Origin of the sequence: Microbacterium sp. NPDC096154, assembly GCF_040302945.1 — a bacterium.
Classification (GTDB): domain Bacteria; phylum Actinomycetota; class Actinomycetes; order Actinomycetales; family Microbacteriaceae; genus Microbacterium.
In genome coordinates, this window is record NZ_JBEOSM010000001.1 from 261,346 (window position 1) to 278,489 (window position 17,144).

The 17,144-nt window shown below is 71.6% G+C and carries 16 protein-coding genes; 8 read left to right on the top strand and 8 right to left on the bottom strand.

Going from position 1 to position 17,144, the window contains the following annotated elements; translation table 11 throughout:
* Nucleotides 1-100: 100 nt before the first annotated feature.
* The 6 genes from ABTW64_RS01255 to ABTW64_RS01280 all read left to right on the top strand — a co-directional run bounded on the left by ABTW64_RS01255 (nt 101) and on the right by ABTW64_RS01280 (nt 6,899).
* Nucleotides 101-1,192 (top strand): ABC transporter permease, encoded by a 1,092-nt coding sequence (locus ABTW64_RS01255; RefSeq protein WP_350618353.1) that lies wholly within the window; start codon nt 101-103, stop codon nt 1,190-1,192.
* A gap of 1 nt (nt 1,193) precedes the next feature.
* Nucleotides 1,194-2,186, top strand: coding sequence for an ABC transporter permease (locus tag ABTW64_RS01260; RefSeq protein ID WP_350618355.1), 993 nt, complete (start codon nt 1,194-1,196; stop codon nt 2,184-2,186).
* 1 nt (nt 2,187) lies between these two features.
* A complete protein-coding gene (locus ABTW64_RS01265) occupies nt 2,188-3,843 on the top strand; it encodes an ABC transporter ATP-binding protein (RefSeq protein ID WP_350618357.1) in 1,656 nt (551 codons plus the stop codon).
* Nucleotides 3,844-4,067: 224 nt separating this feature from the next.
* Nucleotides 4,068-4,919, top strand: a complete 852-nt coding sequence (locus ABTW64_RS01270) for a transposase (protein WP_350618359.1) — start codon at nt 4,068-4,070, stop codon at nt 4,917-4,919.
* Nucleotides 4,920-4,982: 63 nt separating this feature from the next.
* Entirely contained in the window at nt 4,983-5,819 is an 837-nt protein-coding gene (locus ABTW64_RS01275) for a hypothetical protein (protein WP_350618361.1), read from the top strand.
* A gap of 9 nt (nt 5,820-5,828) precedes the next feature.
* Entirely contained in the window at nt 5,829-6,899 is a 1,071-nt protein-coding gene (locus tag ABTW64_RS01280; protein ID WP_350618363.1) for an FUSC family protein, read from the top strand.
* Between the two features lie 143 nt (nt 6,900-7,042).
* On the opposite strand, the gene fdhD is transcribed toward ABTW64_RS01280, so the two are convergent.
* The 3 genes from fdhD to ABTW64_RS01295 form a co-directional block, all read right to left on the bottom strand.
* The gene (gene fdhD, locus ABTW64_RS01285; RefSeq protein ID WP_350618365.1) at nt 7,043-7,891 is read right to left on the bottom strand and encodes a formate dehydrogenase accessory sulfurtransferase FdhD; all 849 of its coding nucleotides are present in this window, start codon (nt 7,889-7,891) and stop codon (nt 7,043-7,045) included.
* A gap of 10 nt (nt 7,892-7,901) precedes the next feature.
* Nucleotides 7,902-10,226 carry an FdhF/YdeP family oxidoreductase gene (locus ABTW64_RS01290; RefSeq protein WP_350618367.1) on the bottom strand — a complete coding sequence of 775 codons (2,325 nt, stop codon included), beginning with the start codon at nt 10,224-10,226 and terminating at the stop codon, nt 7,902-7,904.
* 117 nt (nt 10,227-10,343) lie between these two features.
* Entirely contained in the window at nt 10,344-11,720 is a 1,377-nt protein-coding gene (locus ABTW64_RS01295) for an MFS transporter (protein WP_350618369.1), read from the bottom strand.
* A gap of 137 nt (nt 11,721-11,857) precedes the next feature.
* Between ABTW64_RS01295 and ABTW64_RS01300 the strand changes: the two genes are divergently transcribed.
* Nucleotides 11,858-12,109: a DUF4242 domain-containing protein gene (locus tag ABTW64_RS01300; protein ID WP_350618371.1), complete on the top strand. Its 252-nt coding sequence runs from the start codon at nt 11,858-11,860 to the stop codon at nt 12,107-12,109.
* A gap of 8 nt (nt 12,110-12,117) precedes the next feature.
* On the opposite strand, the gene ABTW64_RS01305 is transcribed toward ABTW64_RS01300, so the two are convergent.
* The 3 genes from ABTW64_RS01305 to ABTW64_RS01315 are packed head-to-tail and all read right to left on the bottom strand — an operon-like array spanning nt 12,118 to nt 13,853.
* Nucleotides 12,118-12,900, bottom strand: a complete 783-nt coding sequence (locus ABTW64_RS01305) for an MBL fold metallo-hydrolase (protein ID WP_350618373.1) — start codon at nt 12,898-12,900, stop codon at nt 12,118-12,120.
* Nucleotides 12,901-12,954: 54 nt separating this feature from the next.
* Complete coding sequence (locus ABTW64_RS01310) at nt 12,955-13,611, bottom strand: EamA family transporter (protein ID WP_350618375.1); 657 nt, start codon at nt 13,609-13,611, stop codon at nt 12,955-12,957.
* Nucleotides 13,608-13,853 (bottom strand): DMT family transporter, encoded by a 246-nt coding sequence (locus ABTW64_RS01315; protein ID WP_350618377.1) that lies wholly within the window; start codon nt 13,851-13,853, stop codon nt 13,608-13,610. Before ABTW64_RS01315 ends, ABTW64_RS01310 begins: the two co-directional genes overlap by 4 nt.
* A 271-nt stretch (nt 13,854-14,124) precedes the next feature.
* Between ABTW64_RS01315 and ABTW64_RS01320 the strand changes: the two genes are divergently transcribed.
* Nucleotides 14,125-15,447: an aspartate aminotransferase family protein gene (locus ABTW64_RS01320; RefSeq protein ID WP_350618379.1), complete on the top strand. Its 1,323-nt coding sequence runs from the start codon at nt 14,125-14,127 to the stop codon at nt 15,445-15,447.
* A gap of 64 nt (nt 15,448-15,511) precedes the next feature.
* Here the strand turns inward: ABTW64_RS01320 and ABTW64_RS01325 are convergent, their stop codons facing one another.
* Nucleotides 15,512-16,861: an acetyl-CoA carboxylase biotin carboxylase subunit gene (locus ABTW64_RS01325; RefSeq protein WP_350618381.1), complete on the bottom strand. Its 1,350-nt coding sequence runs from the start codon at nt 16,859-16,861 to the stop codon at nt 15,512-15,514.
* Nucleotides 16,861-17,106, bottom strand: a complete 246-nt coding sequence (locus tag ABTW64_RS01330) for a biotin/lipoyl-containing protein (RefSeq protein ID WP_350618383.1) — start codon at nt 17,104-17,106, stop codon at nt 16,861-16,863. Before ABTW64_RS01330 ends, ABTW64_RS01325 begins: the two co-directional genes overlap by 1 nt.
* Nucleotides 17,107-17,144: the final 38 nt, after the last annotated feature.

The window sequence follows — 17,144 nt, forward strand, 5'->3', positions numbered from 1 at the left end:
GCACGCGGAAGGGGCGGCCTCGCCGGGAGGCCGCCCCTTTCCGTGGGCACCCACCGCAGCTCCCGCAAGGGAACGCAACACCCCGTGAGGACATCCTGTCGTGACAGCTGAGACGACGACCGCCGATCCGCCCCCCGCCTCCGCCGGCGCCACGCGCCGGGCACGCTCCGGGGGCTCGCTGGGCCGGTACATCCTGATCCGCTTCCTGCTGATCTTCCCGACCGTGTTCATCCTCGTGACCACGGTGTTCCTGTTCATGCGGCTCACGGGCGACCCGCTCACGGCCGCGCTGGGCGGGCGCCTTCCCGCCGACCAGCTCCAGGAGCGCATCCACGCGGCGGGATACGACCGGCCCCTGGTCGTGCAGTACCTCGAATACCTCGGCCAGATCTTCACCGGCGACTTCGGAACGACCATCACCGACAACCAGCGCGTGTCGGATGTGCTGCTGCGGTACGGCGTCGCCACGCTCGAGCTGGCGTTCTACGCGCTCATCATCGCGTTCCTCGTCGGCATCCCTCTCGGCATGCTCGCGGCCGCGCTGCGCGACCGCTGGGGTGACGCGGTGCTGCGCGTGTTCGCGATCCTCTGCTACGCCACCCCCGTCTTCTTCGCCGGTCTGCTGCTCAAGCTGGTGTTCTCGGTGTGGCTCGGACTGCTGCCCACGTCGGGCCGCGCATCGCCGCGCGTCGAGATCAGCCTCGGCCGCATCGACTCGCCGACCGGCTTCTACCTGATCGACGCCATCCGCTCGGGCAACCCGAGCGCCGTCGCCGACGTGCTGTCGCACGCGCTGCTCCCGGGCCTCGCACTCGGCCTGCTGACCGCCGGGGTGTTCCTGCGCCTGGTGCGCACCAACGTCATCGGCACGCTGTCGATGCCCTACATCGACGCCGCGCGCTCGCGCGGCGTGCCCGAAGTGCGCCTCGTGCGCAAGCACGCCTACAAGCCCGCGCTCATCCCGATCGTCACCGTCATCGGCATGCAGGTCGCGATGCTGCTCGCCGGAGCGGTGCTGACAGAGACCACGTTCGAATGGCAGGGTCTCGGCTTCCAGCTGTCGCACTACCTCGGAGCGCGCGACTTCGTCGCCGTGCAGGGAATCGTGGCGCTGCTGGCCGTGATCGTGGCCGTGACCAACTTCGTCGTGGACATCATCGCCGCGCTGATCGACCCGAGGGTGAGGTACTGACATGCGCATCCGGAATCTCCTCGGACGCCTGCCGGTCGTCCACCAGTACCGTCAGTCCGTCGGCCTGCAGAGGGGCATGCTCACCGCGGGCCTCGTGATCTGCGCGACGTTCGTGCTGACCGCGCTGTTCGCTCCCCTGCTCGCGCCCTACGGCTTCGCTCAGCTCTCGATCGACGGCGAGCGGTTCGGCGCCCAGCAGCCCCCGAGCGCCGAGCACCTGCTCGGCACGACCGTCGGCGGCTTCGACGTGCTGTCGCGCGTCATCTGGGGCACCCAGACGGCACTGCTCGTGATCGTGATCGCGGTCGTGCTCTCGATCTTCATCGGCATCCTGCTCGGCCTGATCTCGGGCTACTTCGGCGGATGGCTCGACCGCGTGCTCGTCGTCATCGCCGACGCCGTCTACGCGTTCCCGACGCTGCTGCTCGCGATCGTCGCGGCGATCGTGATCTCGGGCGGCCAGTCCGACCTGTTCGGAGGCGTGCTCGCCGCCGCGATCTCGATCACGGTGGTGTTCATCCCGCAGTACTTCCGTGTGATCCGCGCCGAGACGATCCGGATCAAGTCGGAGGCTTTCGTCGAATCGGCGCAGGTGATCGGCGCCTCGACGGGCCGCGTGATGTTCCGCCACGTGCTGCGCAACGCGACACGCACGCTGCCGCTGATCTTCACGCTCAACAGCTCGGAGGCGATCCTGACGCTCGCCGGCCTCGGCTTCCTGGGCTTCGGCATCGAGCCGACCCAGGCCGCGGAGTGGGGCTATGACCTCAATCGCTCGATCGCCGACGTCACCAGCGGCATCTGGTGGACCTCGGTGTTCCCCGGCGCGGCGATCGTGCTCGTGGTGCTCGGCATCACGCTCGTGGGCGAGAGCCTGAACGACCTGGCCGACCCGCGCCTGCGCACGCGACGGCGAGCCGCCGCCGCGACGCCTGCCGACGCGGCCGCGGCGACGACGCCCGTCGCGCGCACCGACCTCGGAGAGGTGGAGTGACATGAACGCCACGGAACAGCTCGCGGTGAGCATCCGCGACCTGCGGATCACGTTCGCGACCGACGGCGGCGACGTCGCGGCCGTCAAGGGCATCGACCTCGACGTGCGGCCGGGCGAGGTGCTCGCCGTGGTGGGCGAGTCGGGCTCGGGCAAGACCGTGACGGCGCGCAGCATCCTGGGCCTGCTGCCCGAGACCGCTCGCGTGGAGGGCGCGGTCGTGCTGAACGGCACCGACATGGTCGGCCTCTCCCCCGCCAAGCTGCGGGCGATGCGCGGCTCCGAGGCCGCGATGATCTTCCAGGAGCCCATGACGGCGCTCAACCCCGTGTACACGGTGGGATGGCAGATCGCCGAGGGCCTGCGGGCGCACGCCGCGTCCGGTCAGCGACGCCTCTCCCGGAGGCAGGCGCGCGAGAAGGCGATCGACATCCTGCGACGGGTCGGCATCCCGGAGCCCGAGAAGCGCGTCGACGACTATCCGCACCAGTTCTCGGGCGGCCAGAAGCAGCGCATCGTGATCGCGCAGGCGCTCGCGCTCGACCCCGCGGTCATCATCGCCGACGAGCCGACCACCGCGCTGGACGTGACGGTGCAGGCGGAGATCCTGGATCTGCTGCGCCTGGCGCGGGATGAGTTCGGCACGGCGATCGTGCTGATCACGCACAACATGGGCGTGGTGGCCGACCTCGCCGACCGCGTGGCCGTGATGTACCTCGGCGACATCGTGGAGACCGCGCCGGTGCGCGAGCTGTTCGCGGCGCCGCAGCACGACTACACGCAGCGCCTGCTCGGGGCCGTGCCGCGGCTCGAGGTGGCCGACCGACGCTTCACCGGCGACGCGGACGCCGAGCCGATCGTCGCCGCCCGTGGCCTCGAGATCGAATACCCGGGCCGCCTGGGACGCAAGGCCTTCAAGGCCGTGCAGGCGGTCGACTTCGACATCCGTCCGGGCGAGGTGCTCGGGCTGGTGGGCGAGTCAGGTTCGGGCAAGACCACGATCGGACGGGCCATCGCCGGGCTCGCGCCCGTGACCGGCGGCTCGCTGCGTGTGCTCGGCCAGGAGATGCTCGGGATGCGCGAACGCGAGTTCCGTGCGAAGCGTCGTGAGCTGGGCTTCGTCTTCCAGGATCCCGCCTCGAGCTTCAACCCGCTGCTCACCATCGCCCAGTGCGTCGCCGAGCCGCTCGTCGTGCACGGCGTCGCGAAGAGCGCGTCCGATGCCCGCGATCGCGTCGACGAGCTGCTGGAGGCGGTGCAGCTGCCGAAGGACTTCGGCGACCGGTTCCCGCACGAGCTCTCGGGCGGTCAGCGTCAGCGCGCCTCGCTCGCGCGTGCCCTGGCGCTGGACCCGAAGCTGCTCATCGCGGACGAGCCGACCAGCGCGCTCGACGTGTCGGTGCAGGCACGGGTGCTCGACCTGTTCACCGAGCTCCAGGAGCGCTTCGGCTTCGCCGCGCTGTTCATCACGCACGATCTCGCGGTGGTCGACCTGCTCGCGCACCGCGTCGTCGTGCTGCATCAGGGGCGCATCGCCGAGCAGGGCGAGACCGCGCAGGTGCTGGGCGCTCCGCAGGCCGACTACACGCGCCGCCTGATCGCGTCGCTGCCCGTGCCCGATCCGGTCGAGCAGGCCGCGCGCCGCGCCGCCCGCGGCTGACGACCGCCGCTCGGCGGCAGTGCGGGTTCGGCTGCGGGGCCGCCAGAGGTGCAGTGCACACCAATGTGCGTGTGGACTCGCGAGTCCACACGCACATTGGTGTGCATTCGGGCGGCACCCCTTGCGGCGACGGGCGTGGCGGCGACAGGCGGGGGCCGCGACAGGCGCGCGGGGCGCCGGATGAGCGGCGGCTAGGTGGCGGCTGGATGCGGCAGGATCGGTGGATGGCAACCGATCCGCTCGTGGACATCGCCTGGCAGCTGTACGACCTGCCGCCCGCGCGGTTCACGGCCGAGCGCAATGCGCGCGCCAAGGAGGTCAAGGGCGAGAACCCCGGCCTGGCCGAGCGGATCGGCGAGCTGCGCCGGGCGTCGGCGGCCGCGTGGATCGTGGGCCAGCTGGTGCGGCACCGAGCCGAGCGCCTGGGACAGGTGCTCGAGCTGGGAGCCGAGCTGCGCGAGGCGCAGCAGGATCTCGACGCCGCCACGCTCGCCCAGCTCACGCGCGACCGGCGGGCTCTGACGGCGGCCTTGGCCCGGGAGGGTGCGGCATTGGCCGAGACTCAGGACGTGCGAGCGACACCGGCCGTGCTCGACGAGGTCGCGCAGACGCTGCAGGCCGCGATGGCCGACCCGGGGGCCGCCGATGCCGTGACCTCGGGACGGCTCATCCGATCGCTCGAAGTGGTGGGGTTCGACCCGGTGGATCTGACCGACGCGGTCGCGGGACCCGCACCCGACGGCTCACCCCCGCGGGCTCCGCAGGTCGACGAGGTCGCTCAGCGCCGCGCCCGCCGGGCCGCGGAGCGCGCGGTGCGGGAGGCCGAGAGGCGGTTGGAACGCGCCGAGGGGCGCCTCGGCGATGCCCGGCGCGACGTGAGCGCGCACGAGACGCGACAGCGTGAGGCCGGCCGGCGGCGCGACGACCTGCGGGCGGCGCTGGCCGAGGCAGAGGACGAGCTCGCGCAGCTGACAGACGAGACAGACGATCTCGCCGCGCAGCTCGAGGCGGCGCAGCACGACGAAGCGGAAGCGCGCGAGGCGCTGGAGGCGGCGCGCCGCGAGCTCGAGAGCTGAGGCGAGCGCTTCGCCGAGTGCCGCGTCAGCGCGCGCGGGCGCCGCATCGGCGAGGATGGGGCCATGACGACTGCGCCTTTCGGACTGCTGCTCGACGTCGACGGACCGCTCGCCAGCACCGTGACACGGTCGCTGCGCGTGCCGTCGATCGCCGATGATCTCGTGGCGATCGCTCGCGCCGGGTGCCCTGTCGTGTTCAACACCGGGCGCTCGGACGCGTTCCTCGCCGAGCAGGTCATCCCGCGGCTCGTCGAGGCCGGTCTGACGGAGGACGCGCCCGTGTGGGGCATCGGCGAGAAGGGCGCGACCTGGTTCACCGTGTCGCACGGGCGCGTGGGGGACGTGTCGCTCGATGAGCGGATCGCGGTTCCCGCTCATCTCGTGGCGGCATGCCGGGACGTCGCCGACGCGCACCGCGACCTGATGTTCTGGGACGCGACCAAACGCACCATGGTGTCGCTCGAGCAGAACCTGGATGTGTCGAACGCCGCCTATCTGGAGCGACAGCCCGAGGTCACGGCCGCGCTCGACGCCGCGATCTCGGACACGGGCGAAAGCGAGCGCTTCCACACCATGCCGACGGTCATCTCGATCGACCTCGAGCACCGACAGGCCGGGAAGGCCCTCGGCGCCGAGCGCGCTGTCGACCTGGTCGCCGAGCGGATGGAGGTGCCCACGCGCTGGTTCACGGCCGGTGACTCGAACGCCGACTACGACATGGCCGCGTGGCTGCACGACGCGGGCTTCGACGCGACGCACCTCGACGTGCGTCCGACGGGCGCCCTGCCCGAGACGGCCTTCGCCGTGCTTCGCGAGGTGCCCACGTTCGCCGAAGGCCATGCCGAGGACGACATCACGGCCGCCTACCTGTCGCGCTGGCGCGCCGAGCTCGCGAGCTGAGGCGCCCGGATGCGCGTGCCCAGGGTACGACTGCCGCGGCTGCTGCGCGGGCTCTTCGAGGGCCCGCGCATCGCGCTGGCCCTGCGCACCGCCATCGCCGCCTCGCTGGCCTGGTGGCTCGCCCCCTACGTGCCGTTCGCCGACAGCCAGTACTCGTACTACGCCCCGCTCGGTGTGCTGGTGAGCATGTACCCGACGCTGGCGGGGTCGGCTCGATCGGGCGCCCAGACCCTCGCCGGGCTCGCGCTCGGCATCGCGCTGGGCTCTGCCGGAATCGGTGTCGTCTGGCTCGGAGCACCGGGGATCGTCGCGGTGGCGCTGGTGGTGGGCCTCGGCGTGTGGCTGGGGGGAATCACGGCGCTGCAGGCGGGCCGCGACTGGATCGCCATGGCGGCGCTGTTCGTGCTGCTGCTGGGCGGCGCGAGCCCTGAGGAGTACTCGGTCTCGTACCTCGTCACGATGGCGTTCGGCGTCGCGGTCGGCGTGATCGCCAACCTGCTGCTGTTCCCGCCCCTGTATCTGCGTCGCGCCTCGGTGCGGCTCTCGGGCCTGCGCGACGCGGTCGCCGGCCACCTGCACCAGATCGCCGACGCGGTGGAGGCCGGTGAGGTCTCTCCCGAGCAGCTCGAGACGGTCGTCGGCGACCTCGACGCGACCGTCGCGCAGGTCACGGAGGCCGTGCACGACGCGGACGAGAGCAGCCGCGCGAACCCGAGAGCGCGCAAGGAGGGCGACGCGCGCGACCTCAACCGACGGCGCCTGCGCGCGCTGGAGCGCACGGTGTTCTCCACGCGCGATCTCGCAGACATCCTGGCGCACGCCGATGATGACCAGGCCGATCTTCCCGACGCGGCCCCCGCACTGCTGGCCGAGGCGATCCGCCGCACCGCCGACCTGGTGGCCGAGCCCCTCGGCAGCGACGCCGCTCGGCAGCGGCTCGACGACGCCGTCGATGCGCTGCGCCGCTACACCGGCGCGATCGACGAGGATGCGCGAGCCACGCCGTCGAGCGTGGCCGGCGATCTCACCGCAGCGGTGTGCCTGCAGCGGATGATCGCCGCCTCGCGCCCGTTCGTGTGACGTCGCGGACGCTGCCGCGCCGGCCGGGCGTCATCCTCGCCCACGGTCTCGTCACGCCTATCCGCGTTGACTGAGAACACGCGTCTCAGAACACCGCGCCTCAGGACACCTCGTCGCAGAACACGCGTCTCGGGCAGCGCGTCTCAGTGCACCGCGGCGGGCGTCTCGACGCGCTCGGCGCCGGCGTAGACGTTCATCGTCTCGCCTCGCAGGAAGCCGACCAGCGTGAGGCCCTGCTCGACGGCGAGCTCGACCGCGAGCGACGACGGCGCCGACACGGCCGCCAGGATCGGGATGCCGGCCATGACCGCCTTCTGCGCGAGCTCGAAGCTCGCGCGGCCGGACACCATGAGCACGTGTCGCCGCAGCGGGAGCCGGTCGTTCAGCACGGCCCAGCCCACCACCTTGTCGACGGCGTTGTGCCGGCCGACGTCCTCGCGAAGAACCATGAGCTCACCGGTCTCCGCATCGAACAGGCCCGCGGCGTGCAGTCCGCCGGTCTTCTCGAACACGTCCTGGTGCGCGCGCAGGGCATCCGGAAGCGACGCGAGAGTCTGGGGCGTGACGCGCACATCGTCGACAGCCACGTCGTACGCCGAGACCGACTGCACCGCTTCGATGCTGGCCTTTCCGCACATGCCGCACGAGCTTGTCGTGTAGAAGTTGCGCGCCAGATCGGTGCTCGGGGGCTCGACGCCCGGGGCCAGGGCGACATCCAGCACGTTGTAGGTGTTCTCCATCCCGCCCGTGCCCGGGCCGCCGCAGTGAATCGCGGAGCGGAAGTCCGTTCCCGTCTTCACCACGCCCTCGGAGACCAGGAACCCGGCGGCGAGCTCGACGTCGTGCCCCGGCGTGCGCATCGTGACCGCGAGCGGCTCACCCGCGACCCGGATCTCGAGCGGCTCCTCCACGGCCAGCGTGTCGGGGCGGCGCGACGTGCTGCCGCTCAGCGCGATGCGCACGACCGGGCGTCGCTGCGTGATGCGTCCCATCCGATGCCTCCTAACCGCCGACCGCGACGCGCACCGGCCGCTCGAGCCGCACCACCACAGCCTTCGACGTGGGCGTGCCGCTCACGTCGGCCGTCGAGTCCAGCGGCACCAGCACGTTCGTCTCGGGGTAGTACGCGGCCGCGTTGCGGCGCGGGGTGTCGTACGGCACGAGGCGGAACTCCTCGGCGCGGCGCTCCTCCCGTCCGCCGGGTCCGTTCCATTCCGAGACCAGGTCGACCACGTCGCCCTCCGCGAAGCCCAGCTCGCGGATGTCGTCCGGGTGGATCAGCACCACGCGACGCCCGTCGTGGATGCCGCGATAGCGGTCGTCCTTGCCGTAGACCGTGGTGTTGTACTGATCGTGCGAGCGCAGTGTCTGCAGCAGCAGGCGTCCCTCGGGGATGATCGGATACTCGAGCGGATTCGCCGTGAAATTGGCCTTGCCGTTGTGCGTGGTGAACCGGCGCTCGTCGCGCGGACCGTTCGGCAGGAAGAACGTGCGCCCCTTGTCGATGCGCTTGTCATAGTCCTCGAAGCCCGGGATCACGCGCGAGATGTGCGACCGGATGACCGCATAGTCGCTCTCGAGCGCCCGCCAGTCCGCGCGGGGTGCATCCGGCCTGTCGGCGAACACGAGCTCGCACAGCCGAGCGAGGATCGCGACCTCGCTCAGCAGGTCGTCGGCAGGAGGGGCGAGGCGTCCGCGCGAGCCGTGCACCGCGCCCATCGAGTCCTCGACGGTGACGCGCTGGTCGACCCCACCGCGGCGGTCGCGGTCGGTGCGGCCCAGCGTGGGCAGGATGATCGCCCGCCGCCCGTGCACGGTGTGCGAACGGTTCAGCTTGGTCGACACCTGCACCGTGAGGTCGACATTGCGCATGCCCTGCTCGACCACGCGCGTGTCGGGGGTGGCGCTGACGAAGTTGCCCCCCATGCCCATGAAGACCTTGACCTTGCCGTCGCGCATGGCGCGGATCGCGGCGACCGTGTCGTAGCCGTGCTCGCGCGGAGCCGTGAACGAGAACTCGCGGTCGAGCGCCTCGAGGAACGCCTCGGCCGGCTTCTCGTAGATGCCGACCGTGCGGTCGCCCTGCACGTTCGAGTGTCCCCGCACGGGGCACACGCCGGCTCCCGGTCGGCCGAAGTTGCCCTGCAGCAGCAGCACGTTGACGACATCGCGCAGCGTCGGCACCGAGTGCTTGTGCTGCGTGAGCCCCATGGCCCAGCACACGATGGTCGAGCGCGAGACCCGCACACGCTCGCCGATCTCACGCAGGCGCTCCTCGCTCATCCCCGTGGCCTCGGTGAGGTGCTCCCAGCCGATCCCCGCTACGTGCGCGGCGTACTCGTCGAAGCCCGCGGTGTACGCCTGGATGAACGGATGGTCCAGCACGCCGCCCTCGCGTGCCTCGACCTCGAGCAGATGCTTGCCGATCGCCTGGAACAGCGCCTGGTCGCCACCGAGCCGGATCTGCACGAAGTCGTCGGCGAGCTTCGTGCCGCCCAGCAGCACCCCCTTGGGCGTCTGCGGGTTCTTGAAGTGGAACAGTCCGGCCTCGGGCAGCGGGTTGACCGCGATGATCGTGGCGCCCTTCTCCTTGGCCTTCTCGAGCGCGCTCAGCATGCGGGGGTGGTTGGTGCCGGGGTTCTGCCCGGCGACGATGAGCAGGTCGGCCTCGTGGATGTCGGTGATCGAGACAGTGCCCTTGCCGATGCCGATGGTCTCGGTCAGCGCCGAGCCGCTCGACTCGTGGCACATGTTCGAGCAGTCGGGCAGGTTGTTGGTGCCGAGGCCGCGCACGAGCAGCTGGTACAGGAACGCGGCCTCGTTGGAGGTGCGGCCCGACGTGTAGAACACCGCCTCGTCCGGGTCGTCGAGCGAGCGCAGCGCCGTCGCGATCTCTGAGAGCGCGGCGTCCCATGAGATCGGCCGGTAGTGCGTGTCGCCCTCCTCCAGCAGCATGGGGTGGGTCAGGCGTCCCTGCTGGCCCTGCCAGTAGTCGTCGTGCGCATCGAGCTCGGCGACGCTGTGGCGCGCGAAGAAGTCGGGCCCGACGCGGCGCACGGTCGCCTCCTCGGCGACGGCCTTGGCACCGTTCTCGCAGAACTCGGCGGCGTGGCGGCGATCCTCTTCGGGCCACGCGCAGCCCGGGCAGTCGAAGCCCGTCTTCTGGTTCACGCGGAGCAGCGTCTGCGCGCTGCGCAGCACGCCCATCTGCTCGAAGGAGATCTTGAGGGCCTTGAGCACGGCCGGCACGCCGACCGCGTACTGCTCGCGCTCCTCGACCCGGAGCTTCGACTCGTCGATGTCCTCGGTGGGGGGCTTCGTCGCCATGGATCTCTCCTTCGCCTCCTCGCCAGGCTAGACCCGCCCGGCGACACCGGGGCGCGATCCTCCCGATCCGCGGAGGGGTGTCGCCCTCTCCCGGTCGGAAGAGCGCGACCACGGCGGTCAGGCCGCGTCGCGGGCGGGCCGCGCGTTGCGGATGCCGGCCCACGACACCGCCGCCCCCGCCGCGAACAGCACAGCCGTCGCCAGGGCCGCGCGATGGAAGCCCGCGAGATCCAGCCCTCCCCCGGTGATCACCGCGACGACCGCGACGACGAGCAGCCCCGCCACGCGTGCGACGGCGTTGTTGACCGCCGAGGCGGTGCCTGAGCGAGCCGGTGCGACCGCGCCCAGCACGGCGGTCGTGAGCGGCGACACGGTCAGCGTGAGTCCGACGCCCAGCAGCACGATGCCCGGCAGCATCTGCAGCCAGTAGTCGAACGGCTCGCCCACCGTGAGAAGCAGGGCCGCGCCGGCGGCCATGGCCGCGGGCCCGGCCGTCATGAACAATCGCGGCCCCCTCCGCCCCGCCCACGCCCCGACGCGCGAAGAGCCGAGGATCATCACGACCGTCGTGGGCAGCGACGCGAGGCCCGCGAGCGTGGCCGACAGGCCCGCGGTCTCCTGCAGGTACACGACGACCGCGAAGCCGTTGAGGGCCAGAGCGCCGTACACGAACGCGGTGGCGAGGTTGCCGGCCCAGAAGTTGCGGAGGCGGAACAGATCCAGCGGCAGGATCGCCTGGCTCGCCCGCCGCTCGCGCACGAGGAACCCGGCGAACAGGATGATCCCCAGCGCCAGCGCCGCGACCACCAGCGGGGCACCCCATCCGATGCGCGGTCCCTCGATGAGAGCAAACACCACGCCGCCGAGCCCCAGCGCGCACAGGGCGCACGCGAGCACGTCGACGCGCGCATCCGGGTTCCGCGCGTCGTCCGCTCGCAGCCCCGCGAGCAGCGACAGCGTCGCCCCGATCGGCAGCGCGTTGAGCAGAAACGCCCACCGCCACGACGCGAGGTCGATGAACAGGCCCCCGACGAGCGGCGCGACGAGCATCGCCGCACTGGTCGCCGCGGTCCACGCGCCGATCGCCCGCCCGCGCGACGACTCGTCGAAGTGCGAGGTGATCAGGGCCAGCGAGCTGGGCACGAGCAGCGCCCCCGCGATCCCCTGCACAGCGCGCGCGACGATCGCGAACTCGATCGTCGGGGCCGCCGCGATGGCGATCGACGACACGAGGAAGCCGATGAGGCCCATCCGCAGGACGAGCACCCGCCCGAACTGGTCGCTGAGCGAGCCGGCCACGAGGATCAGCGCGCCGAGGGTGACGAGGTAGGCGTTGACCATCCACTGCTGGCCCGCCAGCCCGCCGCCGAGCTCCGCGCGGACCGCGGGCAGCGCGACGTTGACGATGCTCGAGTCGAGGAACGCCACGAACGACGCGAGGATCGCGATCGCGAGCACGCGCCGGCGCGAGGCGTCGCCCGGTTCATCGGTCACTCCTGCACCCTAGTCCCGCGCGCGAGCGCGACGGGCCGACGCAAGAAGCACCCGAGCCTCCGCTGCATCACCCCGAGAGCCGGAGGCTCCTGTCCTGCAAGCGGGCGGATTTCCCGCCGCACACGGAAGGGAGAGGCATGGGCCTGTACATGGATGTGCACACGCTGGAGGGCGGTGTGAAGCGGGAGGACGTGGCCGAGGCCCATGCCGCCGACCTCGCCACGCAGGACGCGCACGGCGTGAAGTATCTGCGTTACTGGGTCGACGAGGCGCAGGGCAAGATCTTCTGCCTCGTGGACGCGCCTGATGCGGAGGCCGCGAGCGCCGTGCACCGGGAGGCGCACGGCCTCGTCGCCGACGAGATCTACCAGGTGTCCGAGGGCTCCTGATCCGCCGCTCAGCGGCGGCCGACCCTGCGCGCGTGCGCGGTCGCCGAGCGCACGCCCTGGCGCCACGGCTCGCCGTGGCCGGGCAGCACGACACGGGCGTCGGTGTCGTCCAGGCGCGCGAGCGACTCGAGCGCCTGGTCGACGTCGGCCGTCGCGGCGGCCGCAACGACCCGCGGCCCCGTCTCGGTCGTGTACGGGTCGAACGTCACGAGCGCGTCGCCGCTGAGCAGCGCGTCGCGGTCGGGCAGCAGCAGCGCACAGTGCCCGAAGGTGTGCCCTGGGCTGAACACCACCCGCGGCCGCCCGGGGAGGTCGAGCGTCGCATCGGCCGGGATCGGGGTCAGTCCCGCCACCGCACGCACGTTCAGGGCGCCCGCCGCCGTCATGCGCGCGAAGACGGGCAGGTTCGCGGGGTATCGCAGCGCGTACTTCAGGCGCGGCGATTCGTGCGCGTAGCGATAGGGATGCGACGCGAGCTCGGCCTCATCCGGATGGGCGAACACCGGCACCTGCCACTGGGTCTGGGCCGCGCGTGCGAAGCCGAGATGGTCGAAGTGCGCGTGCGTCAGCACGACCGCCCGCACGGCGTCGGGGCCGCTGCCGATCGCCTGGAGGGCGCGCATCAGGTGACGCCACGTGGCGGGAAAGGCGGTGTCGACGATCGTCACCTCGCCCTGATCCTCGATGAGGTAGCAGTTGACATGCGCGTGCTCGAGCCGGTGGACGCCGGGCACGACGTTGCGGACGAGCCGGGGGGCGCCCGGCCGCGGCGTGGAGCGTCGAGGAGACATGTCGGTGACGTTAGGCGCCCGTGTCGCCCTGCGGCATGGGCTTGACGCGGACCGTCAGACCGCCTCGACAGCGGTCGGTCGTGGTTCGCCCGGCTCCTGCGCCGGCTTCCGCCGCCCGTCGCGCTGCGCCGCCGCGCCGGCGATCACCACCAGCGCGATGCCGCCCACCTGCAGGAGCGTGGGCGCCTGATGCAGGATGAGCAGCCCGATCAGCACGCCGAACGCCGGCTCGATCGACAGCAGCGTGCCGAACGCCGTGTGGGTCATCCGGCGCAGGGCGAGCATCTCCAGCCCGAACGCGATCACCGGAGCGGTGAGGGCGATTCCGGCCGCAGCCAGCAGCACCCCCCACGAGAAGTCGCCGCCGATCACCTGCGGCAGCCCGACGGGCAGCGTCGCGAGCGCGGCGACGGGGATGGTCAGCGACAGTCCGCTGATGCCCGAGAAGCGGTCGCCCACGCGCTGCATGAGCACGTTGTACGAGCCCCAGCATGCTGCCGCGAGCAGCGCGAAGCCCACCCCGGCGAGGTCGACCTCCCCGTGCCACGGCTCGGTCAGCAGCACCACGCCCATCAGAGCCAGCAGCGGCCAGACGAGCGCCCTGCGGCTTCGGCTCATGACGCCCGCGACCGTGAGCGGACCCAGGAACTCGATGGCGACGGCCGTGCCGAGCGGGATGCGCTCGACAGCCGCCAGGAAGAACGTGGTCATGAACCCGGTCGCGGCGCCCAGAGGAGCACCGCGGGAAGGTCTCTCGCCCGCAGCGACCGGAGGGACGGACGAGCGATCACCCACAGAAGCACGGCACCGCAGCACATGCGCAGCCAGGCCGTGCCGGCCGATCCGACGTGCGCGATCACGCCGACGGAGAGCGCGTTCGCGAGCTGGACCGTCGGCATGGCGGCCAATGCCAGCACCCACGCCGGCACGCGAGTCGAGATGGAGGTCCTCATGGCGCCGCGATCGCACGACGCGTGGCGGAGGAGAGACCGTGGTCTGCGGGGTTCGGACCACCCGTCCGAGCCTCCGCCGCGATATCCACAGAGTGCAGGATAGTTCACTTCCGTGGCGGGGAACGCGGGCTCGAGCCCCGTCTGGCGACCCGCGAATGTGACGGCTGCACACGGCCGCGCGTCCGATCCGACGCCGTGCACCCACTTCGCCGCCCCGCCCTCGGCGGCGCGGACGCCGAAGCTACGTTGAAAGGCGATCGAGGAGGTTCACGTGACCCAGTCCATGCACATGGCCAACAGCTTCAACCCCGCCGCGGCCGTCGCGCTGCCAGAGGCCGACTCCGAGCTGCTCGAGCGGAGACAGCGGGTGCTCGGCGCTCCCTACCGGCTCTTCTACCAGCGCCCCGTGCACCTCGTCCGGGGTGAGGGGGTGCTGCTGTACGACGCGGACGGACGCGACTACCTCGACGCTTACAACAATGTGCCGGTGGTGGGCCACTCGAACCCCGTGGTGCGCGCGCGGGTGAGCGAGCAGCTGTCTGTTCTCAACACGCACACCCGGTACCTGAACGACGCCGTCGTGAACTACGCCGAACGTGTGACCGGGCTCCTCGGCGACGGCCTCGACCAGGCGGTCTTCGTGTGCACCGGCAGCGAGGCCGTCGACCTGGCGCTGCGCGTCTCGCGCCACGTCACCGGGCGCCGCGGGGTGATCGCGACCGCACATGCCTACCACGGCACGACGGAGGCCGCGGCGGCCGTGTCGCCGAGCCTCGGCCCCAACAACCCGATCCCGAGCGAGATCGAGCTCGTCACGGCTCCCGACCTGGCCGCCGAGGCGCCGGAGCAGGCCGCCGCGGCGTTCGCGGAGCGGGTGCATCAGGCGGTGGCGGCGCTGCGCGCGCGCGGGCACGAGCCCGCCGCGCTGATCGTCGACTCGATCATGTCGAGCGACGGCCTGCAGGGCACGTCGCCCCGGGTGCTCGGGCCCGCGGCCGACGCGATCCGCGCGCACGGCGGTCTCTACATCGCCGACGAGGTGCAGCCGGGCTTCGGCCGCACCGGCGACTGGTGGGGCTTCCCCGGGCAGGGCGTGCACCCCGACCTGGTCGTGACGGGCAAGCCGATGGGCAACGGCATTCCGATCGCCGGTCTGTTCGGGCGCCCCGACGTCCTCGACCGCTTCGGTCGCGATGTCCGCTACTTCAACACATTCGGCGGCAACCCCGTGAGCATCGCGGCGGCGGATGCCGTTCTCGACGAGCTCATCGGGCGCAGGCTGCTCGAGAACGCGAAGAACCTCGGCGCCTCCCTGCTGGACGAGCTGCGCACGCTCGCGACCGAGCACGATTCCGTGACCGGCGTGCGCGGCTCGGGGCTCTTCTTCGCCATCGACATCAGCGACGGCGAGGGAGCACCGGATCCCGCACGGGCGGCCCGCGTGGTCAACGAGATGCGCGAGAACCGTGTGCTGATCAGCGCATCCGGACCCGCCGCCAACGTGCTGAAGGTGCGCCCGCCGCTCGTGTTCGGCCCCGAGCACGCGCCGCGCCTGCTGGACGCGCTGGACGCGGCGCTGCGGGCGACTCGCTGAGCGCGGCGGCGCACGAAGGGCGGGCCCGGGGATGTTCCCCGGGCCCGCCCTTCTCGCACTCGCGCTACGCGCCGATCAGCGCCGGAAGAGTGCCCTCGAGCGTCACGGTCGAGTAGTCGGCCTCGCTGAACCACTCCTGCTCGTTGATGCGACGGATCACGCCCGCGGTCGTCGCGATGCCTGTGACCTCGAGCTCGTCGAGCGCGCGATCAAGTCGCCGACGGGCCGCCGCGCGGGTGGGGGCGTGGACCATCACCTTGGCAATCAGCGAGTCGTAGTACGGCTGCACCGTGACCCCCGTCTCGATGAAGGTGTCGACGCGCACGCCGATGCCGCCCGGCACGCGGCAGTACTCGATGACGCCCGGGCTGCCGAGGAAATGGAACGCCGGGTTCTCGGCGTTGATTCGGGCCTCGATCGCGTGCCCCGAGACGGCGAGGTCCGACTGCGCGAAGCTGAGCGGCGCTCCGGCTGCCACGCGGAGCTGCTCGGCGCAGACGTCGACCCCCGTGATCATCTCGGTGATGCCGTGCTCCACCTGGATGCGGGTGTTGACCTCGATGAAGTAGATGCCGCCGTCGGCATCGACCAGGAACTCCACCGTTCCGGCGGACGAATACGACAGGGCCGATCCGAGAGCCACCGCGTAGCGGTGCAAGGCGGCGCGTGTCTCATCGGGCAGCCCGTACGCGGGAGCCTCCTCCACCACCTTCTGACGCCGGCGCTGCAGCGAGCAATCGCGCTCGAAGAGATGCACGATGCTGCCGTGCCGGTCGCCGATCAGCTGCACCTCGATGTGACGCACCTCCGTCAGCGACTTCTCGAGGTAGAGGCTCGCGGCGCCGAACGCCGCCGTCACCTCCCGCACCACCTCCTCGAACGCCACCGCCAGCTCCTCTTCGCCGCGGATCTCGCGGATGCCCTTGCCGCCGCCGCCCTCCGCCGCTTTCAGCAGCACGGGGTATCCGATCCGGGCGGCCTCGGCTCGCGCCTCGGCGACGTCGACCAGGACCTCCGTGCCCGGCACCACCGGCACCCCGGCGGAGATCGCGAGGGCGCGGGCCGCGGCCTTATTGCCCATCCGCTCGATGACATCCGCGGGCGGACCGATCCAGATGAGCCCCGCCTGCTCCACCCGACGGGCGAAATCGGCGTTCTCCGAGAGAAAGCCGTAACCCGGGTGCACCGCATCGGCGCCGGCAGAACGGGCGGCTTCGATCAGCGCCTCCTGCCGCAGGTAGCTCTCCGCGGCCGGGGCCGGGCCCACCAGCACCGCGGCGTCCGCAAGCCGCACGTGCAGAGCGTCCGCGTCCGCCTCCGAGTAGACGGCGACCGCCTCGATGCCCTCGTCGTGGCAGGCACGGATCACGCGCACGGCGATCTCGCCTCTGTTCGCGACGAGCACACGGCGCATCACGCCTCCTCCAGCTCGACGAGCGCGGCGCCCATCGGCACGGAGGCGCCATTGTCCACCGCGTACGCCTTGAAGACGCCGTCTCGGTCCGCGTTGACCTCGACGAACATCTTCATGACCTCGATGACGCCGATCGGCTGCCCCTGACGCACCTCCTGCCCGGGGGCGAGGAAGGGCTCCGCCTCAGGGCTCCGGCGGTGCCAGAAGATTCCGGGGGCGGGCGAGGAGATCACATTGCTGTTCATGGTGCGCACTTTCGTTTGGTGGAATCGAGCGGAATCGG